Origin of the sequence: Pseudoclavibacter chungangensis (assembly GCF_013410545.1) — a bacterium.
Taxonomy (GTDB): Bacteria; Actinomycetota; Actinomycetes; order Actinomycetales; family Microbacteriaceae; genus Pseudoclavibacter; species Pseudoclavibacter chungangensis.
This window is the reverse complement of record NZ_JACCFV010000001.1, coordinates 1,068,800-1,084,984: the sequence shown is the minus strand read 5'-3', so window position 1 is coordinate 1,084,984 and position 16,185 is coordinate 1,068,800. Positions and strand designations below refer to the sequence as shown.

The 16,185-nt window shown below is 67.9% G+C and carries 11 protein-coding genes, 1 tRNA gene, 1 pseudogene and 2 riboswitches; of the genes and pseudogenes, 4 read left to right on the top strand and 9 right to left on the bottom strand.

Features of this window, described 5'->3' with window-relative positions:
- Window positions 1-2 precede the first annotated feature (2 nt).
- Entirely contained in the window at window positions 3-1,325 is a 1,323-nt protein-coding gene (locus HNR16_RS04840; RefSeq protein WP_158040509.1) for an LLM class flavin-dependent oxidoreductase, read from the bottom strand.
- Between the two features lie 80 nt (window positions 1,326-1,405).
- Window positions 1,406-1,501, bottom strand: a riboswitch (TPP riboswitch).
- A gap of 588 nt (window positions 1,502-2,089) precedes the next feature.
- The gene (locus HNR16_RS04835; RefSeq protein WP_158040510.1) at window positions 2,090-2,881 is read right to left on the bottom strand and encodes a 3-oxoacyl-ACP reductase; all 792 of its coding nucleotides are present in this window, start codon (window positions 2,879-2,881) and stop codon (window positions 2,090-2,092) included.
- 85 nt (window positions 2,882-2,966) lie between these two features.
- Window positions 2,967-3,062: riboswitch (TPP riboswitch) on the bottom strand.
- A 321-nt stretch (window positions 3,063-3,383) separates the two neighbouring features.
- Here HNR16_RS04835 and HNR16_RS18985 point away from each other — a divergent pair.
- Window positions 3,384-3,617 (top strand): sigma factor-like helix-turn-helix DNA-binding protein, encoded by a 234-nt coding sequence (locus HNR16_RS18985; RefSeq protein ID WP_158040511.1) that lies wholly within the window; start codon window positions 3,384-3,386, stop codon window positions 3,615-3,617.
- Here the strand turns inward: HNR16_RS18985 and HNR16_RS04825 are convergent.
- The 3 genes from HNR16_RS04825 to HNR16_RS04815 form a co-directional block, all read right to left on the bottom strand.
- The gene (locus HNR16_RS04825; RefSeq protein ID WP_179558105.1) at window positions 3,586-4,896 is read right to left on the bottom strand and encodes an ISL3 family transposase; all 1,311 of its coding nucleotides are present in this window, start codon (window positions 4,894-4,896) and stop codon (window positions 3,586-3,588) included. The genes HNR16_RS18985 and HNR16_RS04825 overlap by 32 nt on opposite strands.
- Before the next feature lie 293 nt (window positions 4,897-5,189).
- Window positions 5,190-5,888: an AbiV family abortive infection protein gene (locus HNR16_RS04820; protein WP_158042222.1), complete on the bottom strand. Its 699-nt coding sequence runs from the start codon at window positions 5,886-5,888 to the stop codon at window positions 5,190-5,192.
- 60 nt (window positions 5,889-5,948) lie between these two features.
- Window positions 5,949-7,301: an ISL3 family transposase gene (locus tag HNR16_RS04815; protein WP_179558104.1), complete on the bottom strand. Its 1,353-nt coding sequence runs from the start codon at window positions 7,299-7,301 to the stop codon at window positions 5,949-5,951.
- 185 nt (window positions 7,302-7,486) lie between these two features.
- On the opposite strand from HNR16_RS04815, the gene HNR16_RS04810 reads away from it, so the two are divergent.
- Window positions 7,487-9,469, top strand: a complete 1,983-nt coding sequence (locus HNR16_RS04810) for a hypothetical protein (RefSeq protein ID WP_158042200.1) — start codon at window positions 7,487-7,489, stop codon at window positions 9,467-9,469.
- A gap of 30 nt (window positions 9,470-9,499) precedes the next feature.
- Here the strand turns inward: HNR16_RS04810 and HNR16_RS04805 are convergent.
- Window positions 9,500-10,746, bottom strand: a protein-coding gene (locus tag HNR16_RS04805) for an IS3 family transposase (protein ID WP_141920043.1) whose coding sequence is annotated in 2 segments (ribosomal slippage) — window positions 9,500-10,434 and window positions 10,434-10,746 — 1,248 coding nt in all. Because the reading frame shifts where the segments join, the coding sequence is not laid out codon by codon here.
- 557 nt (window positions 10,747-11,303) lie between these two features.
- On the opposite strand from HNR16_RS04805, the pseudogene HNR16_RS04800 reads away from it, so the two are divergent.
- Window positions 11,304-12,497, top strand: a pseudogene (locus HNR16_RS04800) (IS3 family transposase).
- A gap of 109 nt (window positions 12,498-12,606) precedes the next feature.
- Here the strand turns inward: HNR16_RS04800 and HNR16_RS04795 are convergent.
- From HNR16_RS04795 to HNR16_RS04785, 3 genes are all read right to left on the bottom strand, one after another.
- On the bottom strand, window positions 12,607-12,963 hold the full coding sequence (locus tag HNR16_RS04795; RefSeq protein WP_179558103.1) for a hypothetical protein: 357 nt from the start codon (window positions 12,961-12,963) through the stop codon (window positions 12,607-12,609).
- A 106-nt stretch (window positions 12,964-13,069) separates the two neighbouring features.
- Window positions 13,070-13,142: transfer RNA gene (locus HNR16_RS04790), tRNA-Arg, on the bottom strand.
- Between the two features lie 97 nt (window positions 13,143-13,239).
- Entirely contained in the window at window positions 13,240-13,812 is a 573-nt protein-coding gene (locus HNR16_RS04785; protein WP_179558102.1) for a DivIVA domain-containing protein, read from the bottom strand.
- A gap of 246 nt (window positions 13,813-14,058) precedes the next feature.
- On the opposite strand from HNR16_RS04785, the gene HNR16_RS04780 reads away from it, so the two are divergent.
- Window positions 14,059-16,167 carry a TPM domain-containing protein gene (locus HNR16_RS04780; RefSeq protein ID WP_179558101.1) on the top strand — a complete coding sequence of 703 codons (2,109 nt, stop codon included), beginning with the start codon at window positions 14,059-14,061 and terminating at the stop codon, window positions 16,165-16,167.
- The last annotated feature ends 18 nt before the right edge of the window (window positions 16,168-16,185 follow it).

The window sequence follows — 16,185 nt, the reverse complement described above, 5'->3', positions numbered from 1 at the left end:
CGTCAGCGCGGCGCGGGGAGCCCGAGCCGTTCGCGCAGCGTCGTCGCCCCGGCGTCCTCGGCGAGCGGGCGACGACCGCGTCGGCGCAGGATCGGGACGACGTGCTCGACGAACTCCTCGATGCCGCCGGGCAGGGTCGGCGGCATGAGATTGAATCCGTCCGCACCACCCGCGTCGACCCAGCGTTCGATCTCGTCCGCCACCTGCTCGGGCGTCCCGATGAAGGTCGCGTGTCCCCCGCCGGCCGCGAGGACGCCGAGGAGTTCACGGACCGTGGGGTTCCGGGTCGCCACGATCCTGAGCACGGTCGCGTAGCGTCCCTTCGGCCCCTCGAAGGACGAGAGCGGTGCGAGTTCGGGAACGGGCGCGTCGAGGTCCCACTCGCTCGTGTCCCGGCCGACGAAGAACGCCAGTTGGCGGAGGCTGTCCTCGACGGGCAGCAGCTCGTCGAGGGCACGACGCCGCTCGCGCGCCTCCCGCTCCGTCGACGCGACGTGCGTCACGAGTCCCGGCATCACGGCGATGCCGTCGGGGTCGCGGCCGAACGCGCTCGCTCGGCGACGGACGTCGTCGCGGAACTCCCGCGCCTGTTCGAGGTCCCACGCGACGGCGTAGATCCCTTCCGCGGAGCGGGCGGCGAGGTCTCGGCCCTGCTCCGACGCCCCCGCCTGGAACACGACGGGGTGTCCCTGCGGCGAGCTCGGGACGTTCAGCGGGCCGGCCACGTCGAACGCCTCGCCGTGATGGTCGATCGGACGCAGCGCGTGCGCGTCGACATACGAGCCGTGACGATCGGCGCGGATCGCGTCGCGCGGCCACGACCGCCACAGGCCGCGCAGCACCTCCACGAACTCCGCCGCCCGCGCATAGCGCTCCGCATGCGGTGGGAGCCGCTCCATGCCGTGGTTCCGCGCCTCGTCGTCGGTCATCGACGTGACGACGTTGATCCCGGCCCGACCGTGTGAGACGTGGTCGAGGCCGGCGAGCTGGCGGGCCGCGTGGAACGGATCCCAGAACGTGCTCGATACCGTCGTGATGAGTCCGATCCGTTCGGTCGCGGCCGCGATCGCCGCGAGGGTCGTGATCGGTTCGAGGAGCCAGAGCGGCCCCCGCGAGACCGCGCCGACGCCGAGCGCCTGGCCGTCGGCGAGGAAGAACGCGTCCAGGCCGCCCCGCTCGGCGGTGCGGGCAAGCTCCGTCCAGTAGCCGATGTCGCCGAGCCGTTCCACGCTCGAATCGGGCGCCCGCCAGGCCGCGGAATGGTGCCCGCAGCCGAATGCGAACAAGCCCAGTCGGATCGTGCGGCGTGCGTCGGTCGTCGTCATGGGCCGTGGTCCTCTCGGCGAGTGGCGAGGTCCGCCCGAGGTCTCGTCCGGCCGCGTGCGGCTCCGCCGCGACGGGTCCGACGACGATGCCCGGACATTCCCTTCGCCAGTACGAACTGGATCAGGTTCGACGGGTCTGTTCTCAGCCGTTCGCGACGGCACCCCGTGTCACTTCGGCCAGCATACGCACGCCCGGGCCGCCGCCGCACGGGCACATCCTCGCTCGGTGCGGCCAGGTGGTCTCAGGACGTCGCCGGGGTCCGGAGCGAGCTCGTCCCGTCGCGCCACATGGCGATCGGCAGGTCCGGCGTGTCGAAACCGGGCACCACACCGGTGCGCTCGAACCCGTGGCGCGCGTAGAGCCGGGCACTCCGCTCGGTCGACGCCTCGAGGTATGCCGCCGCCCGACCGACCGGCGCGTCGAGCCGTTCGGGTCGCGACTCGATGAGTGCCGAGCCGACACCCGTCCGCGGCCCTCGCCCGCGGTGCCGCCCACGGCCTCACCGATGACGGCGTCCGCATCGCATCGCATCGCATCGCATCGCATCGCATCGCATCGCATCGCATCGCATCGCATCGCATCGCATCGCATCGGCGAGCATCTCCGCAACGGCCTCGACATCCGTGTCGGTCGCGGCGTGACGGGATTCATGGCTCATCGTCGGGTCAAGTTCCGAGCTTCTCGAGCCCGTCGGCTGCACGCCCACTGAACCGTGGGCGTCCGCGACGCGGTCCGCACATCCGCCGATCGACACCCCGCGTCCTCAGTCGGCCACGAGCCCACCGTCCACGACGAGGTTCTGGCCCGTCACCGCGCGGGACCACGGTGACGCGAAGAAGAGGACGGCATCGGCGAACTCGGTCGGCGTCGTGACGCGGCGCAGCGGCGTGCTCGCCGCGATCGCATCGAACACGGCCGCGGGGGTCGCGGCGCTCGCGTCGGTCGTCCGCAGCAGCCCGCCGCTGACCATGTTGACCGTGATGCCGCGCGGCCCGAGATCCGATGCGAACGTGCGCGTGAGCGACAGGAGCGCCGCCTTGGCAGCGGTGTAGTCGTGATACGGCACGACGGGGTTCTGGAAGAGATTCGTGCCGATGTTGACGATCCGGCCGGACCCCGCCCGCTCGAAGCCGGACAGCGCCGACTGCACGGTGTTGAGGGCGCCCTCCACGGAGCCGGCGAACTGCGCGGCGAATGCACCGTAGGCGATCTCGTCGGCCTTCGCGCGGCCGTCCCCGTCGAACGAGAAGTCGACGAGCGCGTTGTTGATGACCGTCGTCACGGGACCGCCGAACGCGGATTCCCCCGCGGCGAACAGCGCCTCGACCTCGGCCCGGTCCCGCACGTCGCCGCGGACGGCGACGGCGCGTTCCGGGTGGGCCGCCGCGAGCGCCTCCGCCTCGTCGCGGCTCGCGTGGTAGTCGACCAAGACGCACGCGCCCGCGTCGAGGAACGCCTGGGAGATCGCGCGGCCGAGGCCGCGCGCACCGCCCGTGACGAGCACGATCTGCTCGTCGAGGGGAAGCGCCGTGGCGTGTGCGGTGGATTCGGTCATGGGTCGTCTGCCTTCCGGATGCGGCGGAAGCACCACCGACCGTCACGCACGCACCCGACCGCGGCAGCGCCGCGACGGGGACGGCCACGAACGATCCGGACAATCCCTCCGCCAGTACGAACTGGTTCAGGTTCGACGGGTGTGTTCTCAGCCGATCCGCTCGGCACCCCGTGTCACTGGTGTCACCATAGCCCGTCACCGACGTGGTCCGGCTCGGTGGACCGTCGCGATCGCGGTCGCCGACGAGGCCAGACGGACGTGCGCGACCTCACGTGACGCACCTTCGCGACGAGAAGAGCGGTGTCGTGGTCCTCGCCCCGACCACTCGGACAACGACCTCGACACCGCTCGATGCGTGCACCTAACGCGACAGTCGCAGAACATCACCCCGGCCGGGAAAACACTGGTTTCTCGCTGGTCTGCGGGTCGCCTACGGTGGCGTCAAGGTGCTTCGATCAAGGTCATCTCGGACAATCGGGGGCCGGTGGTGGCCTCAGCTGGGATGCGCAGAACATCGCCCCGACAGGCGACGGTGGTTCGGATGATCGAGCGGTACGAGGCGGGGGCAACCTTGCGCGAGGTCGCCGACGAGTTCGGTGTCCACCGCATGACGGTTAGCCGGGCATTGAAGCGTGCGGACGTGAGGTTGCGTCGAGCTGGTCTGGACGAGACATCCGCGCAGCGAGCGACAGAACTTTACGGGCTCATCGCAATCGAGGGTGTAGCAGCGGTCTGAAGCCGCCGGTCTCGAGTAGGCTCCGGGCGATGTAGTTGGTGAGGTTCCGGAAGCCCAGGGCGGAGCCGCGGAGATGTTCGAGGCGGCCGTTGATCGCCTCGGTCGGGCCGTTGCTGGTGCCGGGTCGGGCGAAGAACGCGAGCACGTCGGTGGCGCGCTGTTTCAATGTCCGGCCGAGGCGGCGGATCTCTGTGAGAGCGGCCGGGACGCCGCTGCTGACAGCATCGATCACCTGCCGCATCATCTCCTTCCCCTTGGTCTTATCGGGTTCGCGGTAGGCAGCGACGATGCGTTGGTAGATGCCCCAGCTCGCTTCGACTTCGACGTGCTCCTCGATGGCGAACACCGCGTCGAGCCGTGCGGTCTGCTTCTCGGTGAGGAAGCTTGCGCCGGTGTGGAGGGTGCGCCGAACGCCGTAGAGCGGGTCACCGGCATGACCACGGTGCCCGAGCGTGTCCTGCTGAACACGCTGCCTCGTCCGGTCGAGCGCGTCGCCGGCGAGCCGGACGACGTGGAACGGGTCCATCACCGGGATGGCGTCGGGGAGCTCTTCGGCTGCGGCGGTCTTGAACCCGGAGAACCCGTCCATCGCGACCACCTCGATCCCGGCGCGGAAGCCTGGCGACTGCTGCGCCAGCCAGGCAGCGAACACGGCTTTCGAACGACCTTCGACCATGTCCAGCAGCCGCGATGGGCCCGTCCCGTCGCGCACCGGCGTCAGGTCGATGACCACGGTCACGAACCGATCACCGAGCCGGGTGTGTCGCCAAGCGTGCTCATCGACACCGATCACCGTGACGCCATCGAGCCGGGTCGGGTCATCGATGAGGCGACGGCGGCCCTCGGCAAGGACCGCGGTGTTCGCGGTGTGCCAGCCGACGCCGAGATTATCCGCGACCCGCGCGACGGTGAGGTGGTCGACCACGAGCGCGGTCAGCGCCCAGGCCAGCGCGCCACGCGACAGCTTCGATCTGGGCTCGGCCGCCATCGTCAGGTCCTGCCGCCAGAGGCGACCGCAGCCCGAGCACCGGTAGCGGCGCACCCGCACCAGGAGCGTGGTCGGACGCATCCCGAACGGCACATGCGCAAGCCTCCGAACCACGCTCCCGCGCGGGATGCCCTCGGCCCCGCAGCGGGAGCACCAGTCGTCTGGCTCGATCACCCGGCACTCGATGACCGCCCGATCCGGCTCGATCACCTGCCGCATCGCGACAAGCCCGAGTTCATCGAGACCACAGAACGCGGACAGGTCAGCAGGGACAAAGGTAGCGTGGAGCACGTCGAGGTCTTTCGGCTGGAAGGCGTAGGAACCTCCATCGTCGGAAGACCTCGACCCCTACCCGGGTAACGACGCGCTACCCGCCACTACACCCTCGATTGCGATGAGCCACTTTACGAGGGAGGAATGACGCTGGTCGAGGTCGGTAGCACGCTCGGAGTCGCCGGGTCCACGGTACGTCGGGCTCTTCTCGATCGAGGCGCAAAGCTCCGTGCCCCGTTAGTTCCACGAGGTGTCGTGCCGCATGATGACTGAGTCGCGTCGGAGTCACGAATCTGCGATCTTCGATCGCGTCACGTAGCGGTGTCACCGGATGCTCGCGCGACGAATGCTGCGAACTCGTCGGGTTGGGCGTAGGGCATGATCGCCCAGTGCAGATCTTCTGCTGAGTCGATCATCGACGAGTCGGGAGCATCTTGCTGACGCGTGTGGTCTTCGATCAGGTGCATCTGAATGACCTGGGCAGCGCGTTGGATATCGGCTTCGACTTCGCCTGAGGGAACATGTAGCGGTGACGTGATCGACGTGCCAGAGCGATCGACGTAGAACCCTGCCTGCTTGTCGAGGTTGCGTTGTCTCGCCGTCGCCTCGAACGTCTCCAGGTCGGGAAGGCTGTAGTACTCGTGTCTCCGGGAAGAGTCCCAGAATCCGGCGAGGCCGGACGCGAACTGTTCGGCGACTTGGATCTTCTGAGCATGAGGTCGACGTGTGGTTCGGAGCCCCTCGGGCACGATGATAGATCCCGCTGGACGCGGTTTCATCCCATACAGGCCTAGTGGCGCGGTCCACTCGTACTCTGCCACTTCGTACAACCAGCGTGCCTTTGCCAGTTCTTCCATCGCGAGAACTACGAGAGCCTGCGCGCGCCCTGGGCTCTGGTGTTCGGCGAGCACAGCGGCGTCTTCGACGAGCGCTACAGTGTTGGCCATCAGCGTCTTCCACCACTGACGCGCAAGCTCCGCACTGATCTTGTCGCGTTGGTCTTGTGTCATATCCGTATTATCGCTGGAAGCGGGTGCCGCTGCCTCGTTCGATTACCGGCTCTGCGCATTCTAGGTGGGGGTGAGGGGGTCAAGTCCGCCGGCGATCAGGAGCATGCGGAGCCGGTAGTTGTCGTAGTTGGTGAAGCCGCGGGCGATCCGGCGGGCGAGTTCGATGAGCCCATTCACGGCCTCGGTGCCGCCGTTGGATGAGCGTCCTGTCGCCCAGTAGGCCAGGAACGCGGCTCGCCACTGGGTGAGGGTGCGGCCGAGGCGGGCGATTTCGGGGATCGGGCAGGACGGGAACGATTCGAGAACCTTCTCGGCGATCTTGTGCCCTTCGACCAGGTTGGGGTGCCGGTAGGCGTCGCGGAGCTGCTGGGCGGCGTGCCAGGCGACTTCAACTTCAACGTGCTCCTCCCTCGTCGCGAACGCCGCGTCGAGCCGGGACCGCTGCCTGTCGGTGAGGCGCTCCCGTCCGGCGCGGAGGATGTTGCGGATCCCGTAGAGCGGATCTCCCTTGCAGCCGCGATGGCCGAGGGTGTCTTGCTGGACGCGGCGACGGACGTCATCAACCGCGGCGGTGCCGAGCTTGACGACGTGGAACGCGTCCAGCACCGCGGTCGCGTCGTCGAGTTCGTCGTCGAGGGCCTTCTTGTAGCCGGCGAACGGGTCAAGAGCTGCGATCTTCACCCCGGCACGGAACTGTTCGTCCCGCTCCTTGATCCAGTCTGCGTACGCCTTCGAGGATCGACCTGGCACCAGGTCCAGCAGTCGCGCCCGCACGCGTCCCGTGGCGTCTCGGGTCAGGTCGACCATCCCGGTCAGCTCCTTCGGACCGCGCCCGCCGTCGGCGACGGGCTTCGTGGACACGTGATGCCACAGGTGCTCGTCCACGCCGAGCACTTCTACGCCATCGAACCGGCCAGGGTCCTGCTCGCGGCGCTGCAACTCGGCCTCCACGTGCGTCCAGACCGTGCGCCACGCGACGCGCAGCTGCCGAGCGACACCGCGCACTGACGCGTTCTCGCGGCGCATCTGCGCCACCGCCCACGCCACCGCGCGAGCCGTCAGCGCTTTGTTGGCCGCCGCGACGGCCGGGTTCTGCTCCGTGAATGAGCGCACCCCGCACCCGTCCTGGCGACACCGCCAGCGGCGCTTGCGCCACCGGACCCGAACCGGAGTCCCGCCCATCGGGGCGTCCGTCAGAACGAGCACCTTCCGTCCCGCCGACTCCGCGACCACTCCGCACTCAGGGCAGCCGACCGGACCCGGCGGCGACTCGGCATCGATCACGAGCACGCCATCGCCGCGACGCTCGACCCCGGCCACCCGGAGCCCGTCGAGTCCGACGAGCAGGTCGCAGCGATCACAGTAGACAGCAGAACATGGGCGCGCGGCGGCGCAGCGCGTAGCATCAGGCACGGGTCGAGGTCTCCGGACGAACAGGTTGCTTGGTCGCTACCGATCCTCCGGGCCTCGACCCACCTCACCCCGTCACGCCACGCCCGAGCGCCTCACCCCACCCAGAATGCGCAGAGCCCGATTACCTTGCTCTCATCACCGCGGTGCTGCGTCGGCATGTCAGTGGGTTCAGGCAGACTTCAGGTATGGCCGCTGAGGACGAATCATCGCAGCTCGAATCCTTCGAGCCCGCGCGCGTTCATCTGCGGTCCGCGGTTGAGGCGCGCCGTAGGCTGTCAGATGGATGGAACGGCTTCCTCGATAGCGGTCCCTTCGATGTAAAGGTGCGTACTGCCCCGGATGGGTCCGGTGAGCTGTGGGCAGTCGCAGACTCGCGCGCCGACATCATGCGTGAGCTGCAGACCCAGGTGCGGATCTTCCTGACCTCAGTCAAGGCTGCGATGGATGCCGCGATCGTGGCGGCAGCCGAGACTGTCTGCGCTTCGCTGGTGCCCATTGATCCTGCCCTTCACCGGATGCCTCTGTGTGAAACCCGACAGGAGTTCGACGCGCTTGTGCCGCAAGGACACCTCCTTGGACTTCGTCCGGATCAGGTTCGTGTCTTGCACGAGCTGCAGCCGTATCAGGGAGGCGACGGGAATCGCGACTACATCGGCCGCGTGATGGCCCACCTCGCGGAAGCTCTCGCTGTTGTCGAGACGGATGGGCAGCTCGTATCCGCATGGGCTACGAACTCTTCCCCGGAACTCCAGGTACCCGACGGCGCGAGCATCGACTCTGTATCGGTGGAGCCGAGCGGACTGTTGTCAGAGGGCAAGCTCCTGGCCCGGTTTCGTGTCACACCATCAGGCGCTGTGGCCGATACGCGGATACGTCCGAACGTCGCTCTCGACGCCGTGCTCAACGCGCCACCTTGGCCGATTGACCTCGATGACACTTTGAACAAACGCACCAGCGGACTGCTTGCCATCGCCCGCCGCCTGCTTGAGGGCCTCGAACGTTCCGTCAGCACTCCGACGTTCATCCAGCAGTTCGGTCGCCTTGACGACATCGCGCCGGCCAGAAGCACGAGCGTCTGGTTACCGGTGCAGTTTGACGACCCTGGCCAGGAATCGGAGGTCCGCGAAGGTCTCGCACAATCGGACCTGAATCTGGCGAGCTATCGCGGAGACGACGGCACGTACACGCTGCTTCGTTTGGACGGGGACGTCGTTTTCGGCCGCGAGATTCCCGAGGCCTCCCCACCTGAACCATCGGTCGAAGTCGGCATCGGAGTCGAGTGGGCATCGCTCGAGGCGGCCGCCGCCCTCGGGCTGCCGGACTTCGTGTTCCGTCCCAAGGTCGTGCAGAAAGGTTCTGGCCTGCGAGAGATCGGCGATGGCACCCTCATCACCGGAGGGCGCGGGATCGCTCTCCAAGTAAAGGCACGGGAGGGCGCTACCGACAATGCTCAGCGCGAAGCGAGCTGGCTGACAAAGAAGGCAGCTGAGGGCTTGCGGCAGGCCCACGGCACGATCCGCTCCACGCTGAACGACCCAGACCTCACGCTGACGAACCTCCGTGATCGTACTGTGCGGCTGCCAGGCGACTCCATTGACTGGGTTCCCGTGGTCATCTTGGATCATCCCGATCCGCCGCATGACATCATTCCCGACCGGGAGCCCGACAAGCATGGGCTCATCCTGCTGCGCCGCGACTGGGAGTTCCTCTGGAGGCAGCTGCGCTCGGTCTCCGCGATCGTCGACTACGCCTACCGGGTTGCGAACGATGATCGAGTACCACTCGGCACGGAAGCCAGTCGATACTTCGACCTCGCGGATAGGGATGCCCGCGCGGAGCCGGAGCGTATCGAACCATGGATGGTCGGCATCGGCGACTTCTGGCAGATCAGTGAGCCGAGGTTGCCTCGCGAGCCAGTCGATACCAGTGACGAGGTCGGGCACGACGTGTTCCATCGGATTCTGGAAGACGTCGCGGCCACCGACTTCACCGGCGACGAGCAGATTCGAGTCGAGGTGCTGGCGCTGATCGACCAGGTCGCCGCCACCCACCGAGCTGAACTTGGTCGGACGCTGCTGCGGCGCATCGACCACTGTGCTCTGGCTCCCGCCGATACTCTGCGCGCGCAACATCGTGTCGTGTTCCTTGACCACGGCCGAGGGCCTTGACCCCGGATCGTGGACACGGTGTCATTTCGGTTATGCCGCTTCCGTGAGGGTAGCTGATCTCGCGGCCGCGTAGGTGTTCTCGTAGCTGTTCGGGGTGATCTGGCCGATCGCGGAGTGGCGTCGGCGCGTGTTGTATCGGTTCGTCCACCGGAACACGGCCCGGTAGGCGGTGGCTTGATCGGGGAACGCCGACGCGCCTTGGAGGAGCTCGCGTTTGAGCGCGGCGTTGAAGCTCTCGGCCAGCGAGTTGTCGGCGCTCGTGCCCACCGCGCCCATGGACTGGGTCACCTTGAGCTGCTCGCAGAGTGCTGCGTAGGCTTTCGACGCGTAGACCGAGCCGTGGTCGCTGTGGAACACTGCGCCGGCCAGCGATCCGCGGTCGCGGTGCGCGCCGCGGAGAGCGCCTTCGACGAGTTCGGTGCGCATGTGGTCGGCGACCTGCCAGCCGGCGAGCTTGCGCGACCCGAGGTCGATGCAGGTCGCCAGATACAGGTTGCTGCCGTCCGCGATGGGGAGGTAGGTGATATCGCCGACATACCTGCGGTTCGGCTCCCCGGTGCTGAAGTCCCGCCCGATCAGGTCGGGGAACTTCCGTCCGGACTGGTCCGGGATCGTGGTCTTCACCCGGCGGCGCAGTCGGATCCCCGCGAGCGCGTGTTCCCGCATCACCCGAGCGACCCGCTTATGATTCACCCGCCCGGCGGCGGGGACGCCGTCGTTGAGGTCGGCAGTGATCCTCGGTGCCCCGTAGGCGCGGTCCCCACCCTGCGCGGGGTCCTGCAGCACCCGGATCCGTGCCGCCAACCGGGCGTCGTCCGCGGCTCGCGCGGCCCGTCCCGGGGCTGCGGCCAGCCACGCGTAGAACGAGGACCGGGCGATCTCGATGACCTCACACAACCGCTTCACGCCGTAGGCGTCCTTGTGGTCCTCGACGAACTGGAAGCGGTTCACCAGTTCGTCTCCGCAGCGAAATACTTCGCCGCCTGACGGAGGATGTCCCGCTCCGTCTCGAGCTTGACCTGCTCCGCTCTCGAGACCGCTAACTCGGCTTCCAACCGGATGATCCTCGCCGCCTGCGACTCCGACCGCACCGACACCGGCGGCGACACCGAACCGGCCGCAGCGGTCCCGGATCCGAGCTTGTCGACCCATTCCTTCAACGCACCACGGGAGATCCCCAAATCGGCCGCGATCGCTTTCAGCGTCGCGCCCGGCGTGGACTCGTACAAATCCACCGCACGCTGCCGGAACTCGTCCGTGTAGTTCTTCCTTGCCATCCCTCAGATTCTCGCTTCCCCAGCATCGTGTTGGAATCAGCGTGTCCAAGATCAGGGGTCAAGCCCCCGACTCCACCTGGCGTTCAGTGTGTATTCCCAATTCACCGGTTATCACCGGCAGCTGTACGAGACTTGGCTGCTCCTTCGGCGGCAGGGATTCCTTCAGGCATCTAACACCGCTGGGCCCGACTATCCATGGTCGGTTGGTGTCCTGCTCACACCGCGGCCTGACGGCCACCGGCTGTGGGACACGACCGTGTTCGCAACAAACAGTGGGCCTGCCTACGATCAGGACGAGTTCGCTCGCCTTGAGCAAGTGTTCGCGGAGAGCCGGGGGCATGATGATGCCGTCTCGTGACTGGAAGATGACCAGCGAAGCGGACCTGAGAACATCTGCGCAATGTGATCGTGGGCGGAGGTCGGCTCAGCACCCCTGGTGTCGGTGACAGCCACATCCCGGATCAAGATGAGCCGCGTAAGGCGCGAGGGGGACTGCTGCATGGGTAGGTGACATCTGATCTGGCTTGCCCGAGGGGATGGCCTGGAAGGATGGCATCGTGCCAAAGCCCTATCCCACCGAGTTCCGTGACGACGTCGTGCGCGTCGCGCGCAACCGCGAGCCCGGAGTGACGATCGAGCAGATCGCGAAAGACTTCGGGGTCCACCCGATGACGCTGCAGAAGTGGTTGCGTCGCGCCGACATCGACGAGGGCGCGAAGCCCGGCCAGTCGCGGTCCGAGGCGGTCGAGATCCGGGAGCTGAAGAAGCGGAACCGGTTGCTCGAGCAGGAGAACGAGGTTCTTCGGCGGGCGGCGGCGTATCTGTCGCAGGCGAACCTGCCGGGAAAAGGTTCTACCCGCTCGTGACGGAGCTCGACGCTGACGGGATCCCCGTCGTGGTGACGTGTCGGGTTCTCAAGCTCTCCCGCCAGCCCTACTACCGGTGGCTGGCCGACCCCATCACTGAAAGCGAGGTGGTGGAGGCGTATCGCGCGAACGCGCTGTTCGACGCGCATCGCGAGGACCCCGAGTTCGGGCATCGGCTCCTCGCGGACGAGGCACGCGACGCCGGCGAGGCGATGTCGGATCGGACCGCATGGCGGATCGCCTCCATGAACGGGTGGTTCAGCGCGTTCGGCAAGCCCAAGCGGGGTAGGAGCCGCCGGCCCGGCCCGCCGGTTCACGACGACCTCTGCGCCGTGGTCGATGAGGACGGTCGGACCCGGCATGTGTTCGCCGCGGACGCGCCGAACCAGCTCTGGCTGACGGACATCACCGAGCACAAGACCGTGGAGGGCAAGCTCTACCTCTGCGCGATCAAGGACGTCTACTCCGGCCGGATCGTCGGATACTCGATCGACTCGCGGATGAAGTCGCGGCTGGCCGTTCAGGCGCTCGAGAACGCCGTCCAGGTGCGCGGCGACGTCGCCGGCTGCGTGGTCCATTCGGACAGGGGATCTCAATTCCGAAGCAGGAAGATGCTCCGCGCTCTGGCCCGCCACCGCATGGTCGGGTCCATGGGCAAAGTCGGCTCCAGCGGAGACAACGCCGCGATGGATAGCTTCTTCGCGTTGCTGCAGAAGGAACGTCCTCGACCGCCGCTCCTGGACCACACGCGAACAGCTGCGGATCGCGATAGTGACCTGGATCGAGCGGACCTACCACCGCCGACGCCGTCAAGCCCGCCTGGGCCGTTTGACGCCCATCGAGTTCGAGACCATCATGAACACGACCGTCGCACTGGCGGCGTGACTACAACCTGTCACCTATCCATGCAGCAGACCCGCGCGAGGATCTGCATGCGATGCTCACGCAGGACTTCGACCAGCTCCTAACCCGCGCTGAGACCGAGCTGACTGAGCTAACCACGCGGCGAAGCACGCTGGAAGCAGAGCAGACCAAGCTGCTGCGCGCTCACCTCGCCGACGCCGTCCCACTCGACGTCCTCAAACTCGAGCAGGACCGCATTCGGGCCGAGCTGGAACAGATCGGGTACCGCATCACCGCACACCACGGCGACTACGCCGACGCCAAAGCGCACTTGGACGACGCACTGGGTCTGCTCGGCGACGTCGCATCGGTCTACGAACGAGGCGACGACCACACCAGACGCCTGCGCAACCAGGCGTTCTTCACCAAGGTCTACATCGACGAAGACGGCGAGGTCCGCGCGCACAACGCGCAGCCCTTCAACATGCTCCTCGACCCGGTCGTCCACACCCAGGCACGCAACCGAGCGAAGAACCCCGGCGCCTACACCGGCCTGGCCCAAACATGCGACACCGCTGATCACGGTGTCGCATGTTCAAACTTCGAACACTGGGTGCCCCCGACAGGAGTCGAACCTGCGACCTACGGTACCGGAAACCGGCGCTCTATCCACTGAGCTACGGAGGCATCGGAGAGCCATGCTAGCAGTCCGACGGACCACCCGTTGACCACCACCGGCCGCGCTCGCGTGTCACCGTCGACACGGGGCGCGGACGGGTCGGTATCAGCCCTCGCTCGGGACGAATGCGTCCGCGAGCCGGCTCAGGAACGCGTCGACCTCGGCCGCGGCGTACCCGGGCCGGTGCGAGGTACCGGTGAACCGCACCTCCCGCACGGCCTCCGCCCGCAGGACGTCGGGAACGTCGGCCACGACACCCGACTCGAGTTCGGTGAGCGCGTCCACGACGTGCACGAGATACGTGTCCACCTCGCGCATGTCGTACCCGGGTGCACGGACGACCTCCCCGAAGCGGATGTCGGCCGCCTCGGTCGCCGTGAGTCGCCCCGTCACCGTCGGCTGTTCGAGCTCGTCGTCGTCGAAGGCGATCGCGATGCGATCGAGCAACGCATCGACCTCGGACTGCAGGTACCCGTCGTGGTAGCGCGTCGGTGCGAACCGCGCCCCGCGCACCGTCTCCACGATCCAACGACGTGCGGCGCGTCGGTCCGGGGCCCCGTCCAATGCGTCGACGTCCAGCGCGACGGCCGCCAGGAACTCGTCGACCTCGGCCATGTCGTACCCGTTCGAGAACCGATCCACGCCGAACGCGGCGTTCGTGATGTCCTCGCTGCGCATATCCGGCAACCCCTCTCCGACGGCACCCGCCGCCATCGACTCGCGGACGGCTCGGTCGAACCCGTCCGGCGCGGACCGGTGGCTCCGGTCCGATCGCACAGTTTAGACATCGCGCGTTTCGCCACCACCGCCATCCGGTGAACGACATCTCCTCCGATGGTCTGTCGACGCCGTTCATCCGGCATGACTACCGTGGACGAGCGGCCGTTCGGTCGGCCGCGCGAACCCCGACGACGAGGAGTGCCGGTGCGAAGGACCTTGCTGACGATGATGTTCGGCGTGCTCGTCCTGCTCGGCTTCACCGTCGTGCCCGCGGCCCATGCCGCGACGCCCGTGACGGTGGACGGCGTCGTCACCGACGAGACCGGCTCGATCTCGTCGAGCGAGCGCACCGACCTCGAGACATCGATCGAGGCGCTGCGGGGCGAGACGGGCGTCACGCTCTACATCGTCGTCGTCGACCGATTCGAGAGCCCGAGCGACGGATTCGACTGGGCGACGGCGGTCGCCGAACGGAACGCGCTCACCTCGTCCGACATCATCATGTACGTCGGCATGTCCGACCTCGAGACCGGGCTCAATGCGACCGAGGAGGTCGGGCTGAGCGACCAGCAGTTCTCGGCGATCGAACGCGAGTACATCCCCCGGCTCGACGACGGTGACGTCGCCGGTGCGGCGCAGTCCGCGGTCGCGGGGCTCGAGCGAGCGCTCACCGGAGCATCCGGCGGCACGACCCAGCAGACGAGCGGCACGAACGGCGGAAGCTCGTCCGACACCGGCGCCCCGGTGGCCGTCATCGGTCTGCTCGTGATCGTCGCCGTCGTCGTCCTCGGAATCGGGACGTGGCTCGTCGTGCGTGCCGTGCGTACCCGGACGGCGCGCAACGCGGGCGTCGCCGCGCGACGGCGCAACCTCGAGGAACTCGCGTCACAGGCGGCCGCGAGCCTCGTGCAGGCCGATGACCTCATCAAGACCTCCGAGCAGGAGGTGCTCTTCGCCGAGGCACAGTTCGGGGCCGACGCGGTGACGCAGTACCGCGCGGCGCTCGAGGACGCGAAACTTCGCGTCCAGGCCGCCTTCGGGTTCCAGGGCAAACTGCTCGACCACGTCGAGGACACCGAAGAGGAGAAACTCGCGTGGAACCGCGAGATCCTCGGTCTGACGAAGAGCGCGGGCGAACGCATCGCGGCCGAGGCCCAGACCTTCGAGAAGCTGCGCGACATGGAGCGCAACGCACCCGAACTGCTGCGCCAGGTGACGGGAGAGGCCGAGCGACTGAGCGCACAGATCGACGCCGCCGAGACGTCCCTCTCGGCCCTCCGGGAGCGCTACGCACCGACCGCCCTGACGACGATCGATGATGCCGTCAGACAGGCGCGCGGGCTCCTGCAACTCACGGTCGACGAGGCACAGCACGCCCAGGAAGCGCTCCGAACCGGCAAGCGGGGACACGCGGCCGTCGACATCGGCGACGCGCAGGAGGCGCTCGCTCAGACGGCCACGCTGCTCGGCAGCATCGAAGCGATGCGAGACGACCTGAACACGGCCTCGACGAGCATACGCTCGGAGATCACCGAGCTGCGCGCCGACATCGCCCGCATCGAGGCGTCCGGCGGGAGCCCGCTGCGCCCCGAACTCGCACAGCGGAACGCCGACGCCGTGCGACTCGCGCAGGACGTCGTCGCCACCGCCGAGGCCGAGGGGCAGGCACCGCCGGACCCGCTCGCGACGCTCGCTCGGCTCCGCGAGGCGAATCGCACGATCGACGAGGCCGTCCGCTCGACGACCGAGGAGGCCGTCCGGATCGACGGCGTCCGACGACGCCTCGAACGGGACACGCAGACTGCCCGTGCCCAGATCCGCGCCTGCGCCGACTACATCTCCTCCCACCGCGGCGTGGTCGGGGTGAACGCACGATCGCGACTCCAGCAGGCCGAGACCGAACTCGCCCGTGCCGGCACGCTCGCGGCCACCGATCCGGACGCGGCCCTCGAAGCGACCGGTGCCGCGATCCGCTACTCGAGCGCAGCGACCGACGAGGCGCGCCGTGAGGCGGACCAGGCCGAGCGCAACTACTACGGCGGCAGCACGTGGAACGGTGGCGGTTCCACCTGGGGCGCCGGCAGCAACGGCTCGTCCGACGCATTCATCGGCGGCCTCATCGGTGGCATCCTCGGCAGCGGCGGATCGAGCCGCGGCGGCGGCTTCAGTTCGTCGGGCGGCTCCAGGTCGCGCTCGAGCGGTGGGTTCCGCGCCTCCGGCGGCGGGTTCCGCTCGTCGAGCGGATTCCGGTCCTCCGGCGGCTCACGCAGCTCCGGCGGGTTCCGCTCCTCGGGCGGCGGCCGCCGCCGCTGATCCCCCACACCGCCGAGC